Annotated in this window: 1 protein-coding gene; it reads right to left on the bottom strand. The window is 63.8% G+C overall.

Features of this window, described 5'->3' with window-relative positions; translation table 11 throughout:
* Positions 1–672 (bottom strand): dihydroxy-acid dehydratase (locus D8V06_RS06680; protein ID WP_177434390.1); only part of this gene is annotated, 672 nt, incomplete at both ends.

Here is a 672-nt window from a genome sequence, read left to right as displayed (position 1 = left end):
TCGACACTGCGGATGCAGCCGTTTTCACGGTCGTCGTCCAGGGTTTCCCAACGGGTCGACTGGCTGAACGCGGTTTGCGTCGGGATGCCCGCCGGACCGGCCTTGAAGAAGTGGTGCACGGCTTCGTCGTTGGTCTGGGTGATGTCCCACTTGGCGATGGCCTCTTCCATGCTGCGGCTGTGCACGGTCGGCAGCTGAGTGTGCAGCAAGCCGCCACGGGCCAGCGAACCGAGGATGCTGAAGATCCCGCCGGCACGGTGCACATCTTCCATGTGGTACTTCTGGATGTTCGGCGCAACCTTGCACAGCTGCGGCACGTGACGGGAAAGGCGGTCGATGTCGCGCAGGTCGAAATCGATCTCGGCCTCCTGCGCCGCGGCCAGCAAGTGCAGGATGGTGTTGGTGGAACCGCCCATGGCGATGTCCAGGGTCATGGCGTTCTCGAACGCCTGGAAGTTGGCGATGTTGCGCGGCAGCACAGACTCGTCGTTCTCGCCGTAGTAACGCTTGCACAGCTCGACGATGGTGCGGCCAGCTTGCAGGAACAACTGCTCGCGGTCGCTGTGGGTGGCCAGGGTCGAACCGTTGCCCGGCAATGCCAGGCCCAGGGCTTCGACCAGGCAGTTCATCGAGTTGGCGGTGAACATGCCGGAGCACGAACCGCAGGTCGGG

The organism is Pseudomonas sp. Sample_24 (assembly GCF_004307605.1).
Classification (GTDB): domain Bacteria; phylum Pseudomonadota; class Gammaproteobacteria; order Pseudomonadales; family Pseudomonadaceae; genus Aquipseudomonas.
Note: the sequence above shows the minus strand (reverse complement) of the source record. Positions and strands in the feature narration are given on the sequence as shown.